This is a genomic window from Pseudomonas sp. MYb541 (assembly GCF_037479595.1).
GTDB lineage: Bacteria > Pseudomonadota > Gammaproteobacteria > Pseudomonadales > Pseudomonadaceae > Aquipseudomonas > Aquipseudomonas canadensis.
The window spans coordinates 37,420-48,400 of record NZ_JBBGYS010000004.1 but is presented as its reverse complement, the minus strand read 5'-3'; the positions used below and the strand labels follow the sequence as shown (position 1 = coordinate 48,400).

Sequence of the window (10,981 nt, the reverse complement as noted above, 5' to 3'; positions counted from 1 at the left end):
AAAACGGGGCCCTGTTCATCATGGCCCCGTTTGTTAATGCACAACCCAGCTCAGTAGCCACAGTCCCAACAGCAACCAGATAATCCCCATGATGATCGACGCCCGCATGAAGGCGCGCACCGCCGAGTACAGCAGCATCAGGCCGATGATCAGGGTGATGATGCTGATGATCGAGGTGTCCATGCCCAAGGTGCGGGACAAGCCATCGATGAAGTTGCCGCCGGCATTGGTCAGTGCACCGAACAGGCCGCTGAGGCCGTCGACGATAAAACGGATGATGGAACCGAGCGCCTGGCCCAACCAGCCGAAAAAGCTTTCTACCTGCATATGTGTGTCCTGATGAGAAGGTGGGCGAATCTGTGCCTTTGGTTGTTATTGCAACAGGCTAGTTCCCTACCAGCATAGAGGTTTGCCCGTTTGAGTTTGCGTTTAGTTGCCCGTTGGACCTTGGCCAGCCTGTTGTTGGTGGTGGCCTTGCTGTGGCTGGCCGACCGCATCTGGCCTCTCCCGTTGCCCAAGGATGACCTGGCGCGTGTGGTATTGGCCGAGGATGGCACGCCGTTGTGGCGGTTTGCCGATGCCAATGGCGTGTGGCGCTACCCGGTGCAAACCAGCGAAGTGTCGCCGTATTACCTGGACGCGCTGCTGACTTATGAGGACCGTTGGTTCTACCAGCATCCCGGTGTGAATCCGCTGGCGCTGGCGCGTGCGACCTGGCAGAACCTCACGGGCACGCGGGTGGTATCGGGCGGCAGCACCCTGTCGATGCAGGTGGCGCGGTTGCTGGATCCGCATTCGCGCACCTTCCATGGAAAGTTGCGCCAGTTGTGGCGCACGGCGCAGTTGGAATGGCACCTGTCCAAGGCCGAAATTCTCAACCTCTACCTGAATCGCGCGCCGTTCGGCGGTACGTTGCAGGGCGTGGCGGCGGCCAGTTGGGCGTACCTGGGCAAATCCCCTGCGCAACTGACCCACGCCGAAGCCGCCTTGCTCGCCGTTCTGCCCCAGGCGCCCAGCCGTTTGCGCCCGGATCGCCATCCCCAGCGCGCTCAGGAAGCCCGCGACAAAGTCTTGCGCCGCCTCGCGGAGTTCCAGGTCTGGCCGCAGTCTGCCGTCGATGAAGCCCTGGAAGAACCGTTGCTGCTCGCCCCACGCCTGGAGCCGAGCCTGGCGCCGTTGCTCGCGCGGCGCCTGAATCGTCCCGACAGCCCGCCGCTGATCCGCACCACTCTGGATGCCACCTTGCAACGCCGTCTTGAAGACCTGCTGCTGGGGTGGCGCGCGCGTCTGCCGGAACACACGTCCGCCGCCATCCTGGTGGTGGAAGAGGAAAGCATGGCCGTGCGCGCTTACCTCGGCTCGGTGGACATCAACGACACCAAGCGCTTTGGCCATGTGGACATGATCAGCGCGCTGCGTTCGCCGGGCTCCACGTTGAAACCCTTCCTCTACGGCATGGCCCTGGATGATGGGTTGATTCATTCCGAATCCCTGCTGCAGGACGTGCCCCGGCGTTATGGCGATTACCGGCCGGGCAACTTCTCCATGGGCTTTACCGGTGCGGTGCCGGCAAGTACGGCGCTGTCCAGTTCGCTCAACCTGCCGGCGGTGCAGTTGCTCGAGGCCTATGGGCCCAAGCGCTTTGCCGCCGAAATGCGCATCGGCGGCGTGCCTCTGGCGCTGCCGGCGTTGGCCGAACCGAACCTGGCACTGATCCTGGGCGGTGCAGGCAGTCGTCTCGAAGACCTGGTAGGCGGCTACAGCGCCTTCGCACGGGACGGCAGGAGCGCCGCTATTCGATTACAGCCGGACGATACGCTCAGGGAACGACCCTTACTGTCGCCAGGGTCCGCCTGGATTGTGCGGCGTATCCTCAGCGGCCAGGCGCGGCCCGACCGTGACCCGCGTGCCGAGTTGGTGCAACGCCCGGTGCTGGCCTGGAAGACTGGCACCAGCTACGGTTTTCGCGATGCCTGGGCCATTGGCGTGGGCCCGCGTTATCTGATCGGCGTGTGGATCGGCCGCCCGGACGGCACGCCAGTGCCGGGCCAGTTCGGCCTGGCCTCGGCAGCGCCGTTGATGTTGCAGGTGCACGATGTGCTGACTAACCGCGACAGCCAGCGCGGTATCAGCGCCCCCGTGAAACCGGTGCCGGCCAATGTCGGCGTGGCGGCGATCTGTTGGCCGCTGGGCCAGCCCATGAGCCGCAGCGATCCCAATTGCCGCCGCCAGCGTTTTGCCTGGACCCTGGATCACACCACGCCGCCGACGTTGCAGGCACTGGATCAGCCGTTGAGCGTGGGCTTGATGGAAAGCGTCTGGGTCAATGCCAAGGGCTTGCGGGTCGACGCCCATTGCCCCGGCGCCGAGCCGAAAAACATCGCCTTGTGGCCCGCACCGCTGGAACCCTGGCTGCCACGGGCCGAACGCCGCGAAGCGCGCATCCCGGCCGCCGACCCCGATTGCCCGCCTCCGGCATTGGCCGCGTCGTCACCGCTGTCGATTGTCGGCGTGCGCGAAGGCGACCAATTGCGCCTGCCCGCCACCAGCCAACAGGCCCTGCGCCTGAAAATCTCCGCCTTGGGCGGCAGCGGCCGGCGCTGGTGGTTCCTTAATGGTGCGCCGTTAGGAGATAGCGCCAACCAGGACTTTATCAACGCCAGTTTCGAGCGCCTGGGCCGCTACCAGCTCAGCGTCCTCGATGAAGCCGGTCAAACGGCCCGGCTTGAGTTCAGCGTCGTCGATTGAATCGCCATCGCCGGCAAGCCGGCTCCTACAAGGGAACGCATTCCAAACTGTAGGGGCCGGCTTGCCGGCGATAGCGGCTCAAAGGTTCACTTGCCTTCAAGGCTAATCCCCCCGAAGCTATCCACCTTCAGGAGCCCCCGCATGAACCTCGAACACCTCACCGAACGCCTTCACCGCATCCGCGATAACAACGACTGGAAGCAGTTCCACAGCCCGAAAAACCTGGCCATGGCCGCCAGCGTGGAAATGGCCGAGCTGGTGGAAATCTTCCAATGGCTGACCGAAGACCAGTCGCGCCAGTTGCCGGCCGACTCACTCGCCCATGCCGGGCAGGAAGTCGGCGATATCGTGTTGTACCTGCTGTTGCTGTGCAGCGAGTTGGGCCTGGACATGAACGAGGTGGTGCGCGCCAAGTTGGCCGACAGTGAACGGCGGTTTGCCCATGAGTGATCGTCATTTCGACCAACTGGCTACGCGTTTCGCCGAAAAAATCTACGGCGGTGCCAAAGGCGCGATCCGCCTGGCGGTGCTCCAGGCCGACCTGACCGAAGCGCTGCCGAAACGCCCTTTGCGCGTGCTGGATATCGGCGCGGGCCTGGGCCATATGTCGCTGTGGTTGGCCGAACAAGGCCATGAGGTCACCCTGGCCGAGCCCGCTGAGCCGATGTTGGAAGGCGCCCGTCAACGTTTCGCTGATGCCGGGCAAACCGCCACCTTTATTCATGCGCCGTGGCAAGACCTGCTCGGCCAACTCACCGAACCCTATGACTTGGTGTTGTGCCATGCCGTACTGGAATGGCTGGCCGAGCCCCATGCAATCCTGCCGGTTTTGCACCAACTCACGGTACCTGGCGGCTGGCTGTCGCTGGCCTTCTACAACCGCGATGCGCTGATTTACCGCAACCTGCTCAAAGGCCACTTCCGCAAAATGCGCAAGAATGACATGGCCGGCGAAAAGCAGAGTCTGACGCCGCAACAACCCCTCGATCCCCGTGAGTTGGCGGCGCAACTCGAAGGCCTTTGGCAGGTCGAAAGCCAAAGCGGCGTGCGGGTGTTCCACGACTATATGCCGGTAGAATTCCAGGCCCGCGCCGATTTGCAGGACCTTTTGGAGATGGAACTCGCTCACCGTCGTCACCCAAGCTTTGCCGGACTTGGGCGTTATTTGCACTGGATTTGCCGTCCGGTTTAAGCGGCCCAGTCTGCGGAGGTCGAAATGCGTCGTCTCTGTTTGATCCTGTTGTCCCTGGGTTTGGGCGCGTGTTCCAGCCCAAACCCCTATGTTGCCGCTTCGGCGCCGATTCCTCCGGCGCCGCCCCAGGCGGCCAACACCTTTGATGCCAGCGCCTACCCGGCGCCCGTGCGCGACTACGGCGCCTACCGCAATTGGGCCTGGCGCAACGGCCAGTTGCCGGCGGGCACGGCCTGGGCGGATTCGGCGCAGATTGCCGAAGCGGTCAGCGGTGCCCTTGATCAACGCGGGCTGCGCCCGTTGCATGACAATCGCCCGGCAGACCTTTTTGTCAGCGCCGATGTGCGCCTGGAGAAGCGCCTCAAGCAGGTCCAGGATGACTACGGCTACGGTTATGGCGGCTACAACCGCTATGGCAATGGTTACGGCATGTACAACTCGGTGCCGATCGTGCGCACCTATGAAGTGCAGGTCGTGGTGGTTCGCGTCAATCTGTTCGATGCCCGCACCGGCCAGCCGGTGTGGAGTGCCAGTGCGGAAACCGGCAGCCAGGGAAGCCTCAGTGAGCGGGGAGATGCCTTGCGCCAGGCGGTGCAAAAGGCAATGACGGCGTATCCTCCCAGTTAACAGCTATTCTCATCTTTAGCGCGGTCGCTCTTTGGAGAAAAACCATGTTTCGTCGTATCGCTACGCTTGCTCTTGTAGTGCTGCTGGGCGGTTGCCAGACCAGCCAGGTCAACCACGATTTCGACGCCAGCCGGGATTTTGGTGCCTACCGCAGTTGGGCCTGGAAAGACCCGGCGTTGCAATATCGTCCGGATGATCCGCGCATCAAGAGCGACCTGACCGAACAGCGCATCCGCCAGGCCGTGGGTGAACAACTCGACCAGCGCGGCCTGCGCCCAGCGGCGCCGGGCAGCAAGGCTGACCTGAACGTGCAGGCCTACCTGATCGTGGAGGACCGCCAGCAGCAAGTCACCACCAACTACGGCGGCGCCTGGGGCGGCCCATGGAACGGCTATTGGGGCGCGCCGATGTACAACGAAACGCGCAACATCACCTACAAAGTCGCCACCATCCAGATCGACCTGCTCGACGGCAAGGACGGCAAATTGGTGTGGCGCGGCAGCGACGAACAGATGATGGCCACTTCGCCCAACCCCCAGGACCGTGACAAAGCCATCCGCACCACCGTCACCCGCGTCCTCTCCAGCTACCCTCCACACTAGAAATACCTTCCGCCAGTCGTCAATGTGGCGACTGGCCAGCGCACACCTGAAGCCTTGTCTACACTCCAATTCAACTACGGAGAGTAAGCGCTAAGGAGTGCCTGATGTCTCCCCGACTTGGTTCCCGGCAGCGTGGTGCGATTGGCTTGATGGCGGCAGGCACCTTGGCGGTGGCCATGGTGTTCATGCTGTTGGCGCTGGACAGCGGTCGCCTGTACCTGGAAAAGCGCAGGTTGCAGTCCATCGCCGACACAGCGGCGTTGGAAGCCGCCGGTCGTGGCGGCCAGTGCACGCCCACTACCACGGCCAATGACTACGCCAAGGAAAACGCCGCGCGCAACGGCTTTACCGTGGTCGCCGGCGACAACAGCCGGGGCCTGGCCGTGACCTGCGGCACCTTGCCCACCAATGCCAGCAATATCCGTGTGTTCGTCGCCGACGCGACCAAGAACGACGCCGTGCGCGTGGTCGCAACGCGCAGTGTGATGACCAGTCTTGCCAACGGCATCTGGAACATGTTCAGCGGCGCGCCGGTTGCAACCCAGACGATATTGAGTGCCACCGCCGTGGCTGCGGCTGCGCCACCGGTGGCGCAACTGACCATTCGCAGCGGCCTGGCCTCCGTGAATTCGGCCAATTCCCCGTTGCTGAACATGGTTGTCGGCAATCTATTGGGCGGCAGCCTGTCCCTGACGGCCGCAGGCTGGAATGGCTTGCTGACGACGAACGTGAACCTGCTCAGTTATCTGGATCAGTTGGCGATTCAGTTGAACGTGAAGGCGGGTGACTACGACGCGCTGCTGAGTACCGCAGTTTCCGCCAGCCAGTTGCTCGACGCCGCGGTGAAAGTCCTGCAAAAAAACGGCGCGGTCGCCACGGCGGTCATCAACGATTTGATTAGCGTGAAAGCCATCGCGCCGAATACCCAACTCTTGAAGGTTGGAGACTTGCTGAAAGTCGCCACCGGAACGCCGGCGGCGGCCTTGAATACCAGTGTGCAGTTGTTTCAGTTGCTGGAGACCGTGGCACAGCTCTCCAGCAGCAAAAGTGCGGTCAGTGCGGCAGCCCAAGTGAATATTCCGCTGGTAGGCACCGTCTCGATCCAGACCAAAGTCATTGAACCCCCGCAATTGTCGGCGATTGGCAATCCACTCAAGGCCAAGATGGGGCTGTTGAATAATCCGCCGACGGATCAGATTTTTGTTCGAACCGCCCAGGTACGCACCTTGGTTACGATTGATGCGCCGATCATCAAGGTGGTGTCGGGGGTTTCATCGATTCTGAGCGGGCTTGCGACGCCGGTATCCAAGGTGGTCGGTGGTTTATTGAACTTGAATCTCCTCGACGTGGTGGCCGGTGTCGTGTGCTTAGTGGGGTGTAATGTCGCTGACGTGGATATCACTCAGACCTTGTCCATCTATATCGAGGCGGCCAGTGCGGAGAGCCACGTCACAGACTTCAGTTGCGCCACGCCGGCCACCAAGTCGTTGACGGTGCAGGCCACCACTTCAATCGCCACCTTGGGCGTGGGTTATGTTGATCCGGTGTCGGCATTTTCATCGTCTGCGCCAGTGAATGTGCAGCCGGTGAGGCTGATCGACTTTGGCCAACGCTTTTGCCTGCTGACGTTGGTGTGTGGTCCGCGCACACCCGGCGTTGGCGGCGGCCTGAATCTGAGAGCGTTGTCCACCATAGGCGCGCAAACCAATACGTTGGTGTTTAATCCGGTGAATGACATCAACGCGGCAACGATCTACAAAAAACCACCCGGCACCGCCGATATCGTGTTAAGCCTGGGCAATACCCTGAACGGTCTGCAGGTCACCTACGTGCCGCCCAGCGGCAGTACACCCAACCCGGCTAATGGCACCGTTACCAACGCGCTGGCGACCATCATCAGTTCGGTGGTGGGCCTAGTCCAAAACGTCCTGTCGCCGATACTCGATCCTATCGTCAACACACTGCTCTCGGCGTTGGGCATCAGCCTGGGCAACGCCGAAGTCGGCGCCAATCTCAGTTGCCACATGGGCCGCGCCTATCTGGTGATCTAACTCACCGGCAACTCCACACAGAACCTCGCGCCGTGCTCGCCATTGGCGACGCTGAGGCGTCCGCCCATGTTTTCCACGATCCCATAGCTCACCGACAAGCCCAACCCCGTGCCCACGCCGATGGGCTTGGTAGTGAAGAACGGCTCGAAAATCCGCTCCAGCAGCCGTGGGTCAATGCCGCCACCGTTATCTTCAACCCAGATGCGCACATGCCGGCTGTCATGCTCGCAGTGCAGGGCGATCCACGGGCGGAACCCGGGATCCTTTTCCCGCTTGCTCAACAGCGCATCACGGGCGTTGACCATCAGGTTGATCAGCACTTGCTCAAGCTGGTCGACATGCCCTTTGACCTGCACCTTGAAGTCCGCAGGTGTGATGCGCAGCTCCACGCCCTTGCCGCGCAGGCCTTCACCGAGCAGCGACAAGGTGCCTTCCACTGCCTGCGACGGTTCGAAGGGCTGTTGTTCGATTTCCGAGCGGCGGCCGAACACGCGCATGTGGTCCACCACCCGCGCCGCGCGCTGTACCTGGGTATCGATGCGCTGGAGCTTTTCGGTGAGGTAGTCGATCTGCGCATCGCCGTTGCTCAGGCGTTTGAGCACATTGACGATGGCCATGCGCATCACGTTCAGCGGCTGGTTGATCTCATGGGCCAGGCCGGTGGCCATTTCGCCAAGGGTGGCCATCTTGGCGCTTTGGGTCAGTTGCTGCTGGGAGCGGCGCACTTCGGTGTTGTCGCGGCCCACCGCTTGCACCTCCACCAGTGTGCCCTGTTCGTCGAACACGCCACGGTCCGACCACACCCACCAGGCATGTTCGCGGCCGGGCAATTCCAGGCTGATCTCGGCGGTGCTGACCGGGAATTCCGGGGTCAGTTGTTCGATGCGCTGCACAAAGGCCTGGCGTTGTTCGTCCGACAGCCAGTGCCCCAGGTTCAGCCCCGGCAATTGCGCCGGCAGGCATTCCAGGTAGTTGGCCAGCGGTGTATTGCCGAAGGTCAGGGTCAGGTCAGGGCGATAGCGACAGATCATCGCCGGAGAGTCTTCGACCAGGATGCGGTAGCGTTCTTCGCTCTGTTTGATCTGCTCGGCCGCCAGGGTCGCCTCGGTGACATCCAGCCATAAACCGACGGCTTCGACCGGCAGGCCGAGGTCGTCGCGCAACAGCTTGGCTTCGTCCAGCAGCCAATGGTAATGGTCTTGTTTATCACGCAGACGGTAGCGGCTGCGTACGCTGCCTTCGCGCAGCAATTGGCGGCTGCGCTCGAAGTACAGCTCGCGGTCTTCGGGGTGGATCAGTGACGCCAGGTTGTCAGGGGTGCAGTCGGCCAGAGTCCAACCCAGCAGCGGCAGCAAGCTGTCGCTGAAGAACGCAGGGAGCAGGGCGCCGCCGACATAACGTTGCACGTAGATCACCGCCGGCGAGCTGGCGATCAGGTTGTCCAGGCGCGCATGGGCGGCGGCGGCTTGCAGTTGCTGGTTCTTGATGTCGCTGATGTCGAGCATGAAGCCGATCCAGCGCCTGTTGTCACCCACGCCCAATACCTGGCCCTGGACGCGATACCACACCGGGTTGTGCTCGGCGTCGGTACGTTGCAAGCGCACGCTAGTCAGCAGCGGCTTGCCCAGGGCTTGCAGGTCGTGCAGACGGCTGTTGAGCGCCTGGCGGTCGGCGGGATGGATCAGTTCAAGCCACTGGTCCAGCGGCTGGCGGGTCGGGCCGTCTTCCAGGCTGAGATTGTGCAGCAACTGCGGGGCCAACTGGATCTCCTGAGTGGCTGGCAGCAGTTCCCACCAGCCGGTGCCGAGCAGGCCTTGCAGGGCTTCCATGCGGTCAAGCTGTTGGTGGTTGCGTTGCTCGCGCAGGCGACTCAGCAGCGGGGCGGCGAGGGCGGCTGTGAGGTTCAACCAGTCCCGTTCGCTAGTGTGTTGCTGGCCGCTGTAGAACCCGCAGAGCAACCAAGCGGCGACGCCCTGGCTGTCACGATAAGGCACCAGGAATCCATCGGCATTCCCGAAAATGCTCTGCAGGCGCGGGTTGTCACTGCGCTCCTGGGCCAGGCTCAACGGCGTATTGCCACTGGCACTGTCCAGGCTGATGCCCAAGGACTGGCCGGTCTGCCACAAGGTGGGCGCATCGTGGGCGGCGTAGTGGCTGTAGATCCGCCAGCCCTGGTCTTCTTCATCGAGCAAGGCCATGGCCACGCAGGGGATTCGCCAGCGCTGGGCCAGGCTGCGCAGGTGCTCGTTGAACACCTCGGGCAGGCGGGTCAGGCTGCATACCCGCAGTTGTTCGCTCATCTGGCAGGCGAGTTGATGGTTCTGTTCGCGGTGCTGGGCCAGTTGCCGGCTGGCCAGCAAGTCGCTGACGTCCTGCAGGCGCAAGCTCCAGCCATCGCCCTCGGGTTCGACCCAGCCACGGGTGTGCAGGATCTGGCCGGCGGCGCCTTGAAAGTCCAGGTCCAGGCTCTGGCGTTGCCAGTCGGCGGGGGGGCCTTCGATGCTCAAGGCGCTGCTGGCGCATAACAGCTCGCGCAGCAGCGGTCGGGCTTCATGCGGCGCGAGCAGTGAGCGCAGGGTGCCGTTGATCCCCAGCACGTGGCCCAGAGCGTCCAGTTGCAGGTGCAGCCCTGGCGTGGGGGCGCCGGGCATGTCGAGCGTGAGCGCGCCGCTGCGGCCGAGCAGTCGCCCGAAGAGCTTGTCCCCCGAGGTCAAAGCTGCAGACTCGAACTGGCGAACAGGTTGGCCGGCAGATTCGGCACGGTGCCAATGACCGGCAACACCAGCGCCGGGAACACCGAATAGAGGCGGCTGGAGGGGTATTTGATCGTGACTTTCAGCGTGGTGCCGGTGCCGGCGTAGGTGGCGGTGACCAGGTCATCGGTAAACTGGAAGCTGGTCGGGATCCATTGCAACTGTTTTAAGGCGGTGGTTTTGGCGAGGGTGGTCACCTGGTTGGTATAAGCGGAACCGGCAGCTACCGGGTCCACCGACATGGCCTGGCGCACGCCCTCAGCCGCCGCCTGGTTGAACGACTGCAACATCAGCAGCGGCAGGCTATAGCTGATCAACCCATAGAACACTGCAAAAAAGATCCCGAAGACCAGGGCGAACTCAATCGCCGCTGCACCTTTTTGCTTTCTAGGGAGGCCTGTTTTCATGACTGCGTCTACCCTGACGGCTACTACTTGATATCAGCATAGAATCAATCAGCGAAAAGGGATGTTTTTTACGTGATTCATAGCGTGGTGATACTGCTCTGGCTGGGGCTCTGTGCGTTGCAGGACATGCGTCAACGGCAAATCGCCAACAGCTTGACCCTTGGAGTGGCGCTGTTGGCGTTGATATACCTGTTGTGGAGGGGCACGACCTGGTTGGGGGCACCCGCTGGCGACGGAGGCTGGGCCTTTGCCGTGGCACTGCTGCTGACCTTGCCGGGCTATGCACTGGGCCGCTTTGGCGCGGGGGATGTGAAGCTGTTGGCCGCCCTGGCCCTGTCGAGCAATCTGGATGCTTTGTTATGGTCGTTGATCGGTGCCGCCGTGTTCCAGGGCGCCTGGGTGCTTATCCATCAAAGGTTTAGCGCGCACCGAGAGGTACCTTCACCGGGCGTGTCAACAAAGCAGCCTTTTGCCCCCTTTGTATTGACAGGATTTGTGCTGTACTGGTTTTGGATCCATTAGTCGCACTAGGCCTCTATCGCTATGTACATAGTCGGAAAGTAGGTCTACGTTTATTGAGTGGATGTGTAGGATTCTTCGT

Annotated in this window: 10 protein-coding genes; 7 read left to right on the top strand and 3 right to left on the bottom strand. The window is 62.3% G+C overall.

Annotation, left to right across the window (positions count from 1 at the left end):
- Positions 1 to 33: 33 nt before the first annotated feature.
- Complete coding sequence (locus WH299_RS03645) at positions 34 to 327, bottom strand: hypothetical protein (protein WP_016977007.1); 294 nt, start codon at positions 325 to 327, stop codon at positions 34 to 36.
- Between the two features lie 90 nt (positions 328 to 417).
- On the opposite strand from WH299_RS03645, the gene pbpC reads away from it, so the two are divergent.
- The 6 genes from pbpC to WH299_RS03615 all read left to right on the top strand — a co-directional run bounded on the left by pbpC (position 418) and on the right by WH299_RS03615 (position 7,220).
- The gene (gene pbpC / locus WH299_RS03640) at positions 418 to 2,748 is read left to right on the top strand and encodes a peptidoglycan glycosyltransferase PbpC (RefSeq protein WP_339549623.1); all 2,331 of its coding nucleotides are present in this window, start codon (positions 418 to 420) and stop codon (positions 2,746 to 2,748) included.
- 141 nt (positions 2,749 to 2,889) lie between these two features.
- Positions 2,890 to 3,198: a MazG-like family protein gene (locus tag WH299_RS03635; RefSeq protein WP_122730679.1), complete on the top strand. Its 309-nt coding sequence runs from the start codon at positions 2,890 to 2,892 to the stop codon at positions 3,196 to 3,198.
- Complete coding sequence (locus tag WH299_RS03630) at positions 3,191 to 3,940, top strand: methyltransferase (RefSeq protein WP_010213471.1); 750 nt, start codon at positions 3,191 to 3,193, stop codon at positions 3,938 to 3,940. The genes WH299_RS03635 and WH299_RS03630 overlap by 8 nt, the downstream gene beginning before the upstream one ends.
- Before the next feature lie 24 nt (positions 3,941 to 3,964).
- Entirely contained in the window at positions 3,965 to 4,567 is a 603-nt protein-coding gene (locus WH299_RS03625; RefSeq protein WP_016977011.1) for a DUF4136 domain-containing protein, read from the top strand.
- A 44-nt stretch (positions 4,568 to 4,611) separates the two neighbouring features.
- On the top strand, positions 4,612 to 5,169 hold the full coding sequence (locus WH299_RS03620; protein WP_028615587.1) for a DUF4136 domain-containing protein: 558 nt from the start codon (positions 4,612 to 4,614) through the stop codon (positions 5,167 to 5,169).
- A 104-nt stretch (positions 5,170 to 5,273) separates the two neighbouring features.
- A complete protein-coding gene (locus tag WH299_RS03615; protein ID WP_339496517.1) occupies positions 5,274 to 7,220 on the top strand; it encodes a pilus assembly protein TadG-related protein in 1,947 nt (648 codons plus the stop codon).
- Here the strand turns inward: WH299_RS03615 and WH299_RS03610 are convergent.
- Both WH299_RS03610 and WH299_RS03605 read right to left on the bottom strand, forming a co-directional pair.
- Complete coding sequence (locus WH299_RS03610) at positions 7,217 to 9,934, bottom strand: ATP-binding protein (RefSeq protein WP_339549622.1); 2,718 nt, start codon at positions 9,932 to 9,934, stop codon at positions 7,217 to 7,219. The two genes, WH299_RS03615 and WH299_RS03610, sit on opposite strands and share 4 nt — an antisense overlap.
- Positions 9,931 to 10,380, bottom strand: coding sequence for a TadE/TadG family type IV pilus assembly protein (locus WH299_RS03605; RefSeq protein WP_339549621.1), 450 nt, complete (start codon positions 10,378 to 10,380; stop codon positions 9,931 to 9,933). The genes WH299_RS03610 and WH299_RS03605 overlap by 4 nt, the downstream gene beginning before the upstream one ends.
- 72 nt (positions 10,381 to 10,452) lie before the next feature.
- Between WH299_RS03605 and WH299_RS03600 the strand changes: the two genes are divergently transcribed.
- Positions 10,453 to 10,902 (top strand): A24 family peptidase, encoded by a 450-nt coding sequence (locus WH299_RS03600; protein WP_339549620.1) that lies wholly within the window; start codon positions 10,453 to 10,455, stop codon positions 10,900 to 10,902.
- Positions 10,903 to 10,981 lie beyond the last annotated feature (79 nt).